This window comes from Phyllobacterium phragmitis (assembly GCF_002980495.1).
In the GTDB taxonomy this organism is placed as follows: Bacteria; Pseudomonadota; Alphaproteobacteria; order Rhizobiales; family Rhizobiaceae; genus Paramesorhizobium; species Paramesorhizobium phragmitis.
Window position 1 is genome coordinate 1 of record NZ_PVBR01000080.1, and the last position, 597, is coordinate 597.

Annotated in this window: 1 protein-coding gene; it reads right to left on the reverse strand. The window is 68.0% G+C overall.

The genetic code is table 11. The features are described from left to right. On the reverse strand, positions 1-597 hold a 597-nt coding region (locus tag C5748_RS27405; RefSeq protein ID WP_146119655.1), incomplete at both ends, for an autotransporter outer membrane beta-barrel domain-containing protein.

The following is a 597-nucleotide window of genomic DNA, read 5'->3' on the forward strand; positions in this document are numbered from 1 at the left end:
CGCTGCAACGCCGCCCTTCTCTGTGAACCCATCCGTATCGAGGCTCACATAGGCGAGGTTGGCGAAGGGCTCGAAGGCGACGCTGCCAAGGGCGACGCGGTAGCCGAGTTCGCCGAACGCCTGCGTGGTCCCGGCATTGTAGCCGCCCTTCAGGCTGTCGCTGACGCCGGGGATGGACACGCTGCGCGATGTCGAGATGTCGTGCCAAGTGTAGGCGACGCCGGTGCGCAGCGCGAGATCGCCCCAGGTCGTGCCGCCGTAAAGCCCGACATGGTAGTTGTCGCTTGATCCGGAAGAGACGCGATCCTTCACGTCGAAGCTGGTGCTGCTGTAGCCCGCGACCGCGCCGAAGCGCCAGGTGTCGAAGACGGGAGCGTCGGCGCCGATGAAGAAGCCGCCGGTCGAACGGCTGAGGCGCGCGGCATTGCCGTCACCGTTGGTGTGACCCCACGAGCCGAAGCCCTGGCCCCAGAGCGCGAAGCGATCCGTGGTCGCCGCCACCGCCTGCGGCCCGCCATCGCCATAGGCCATGACTGTCCCGCCGGAAGCGCCGACGCCATCGAAGGCGGCACGGATGCGATCGTTGACGGCGTTGCG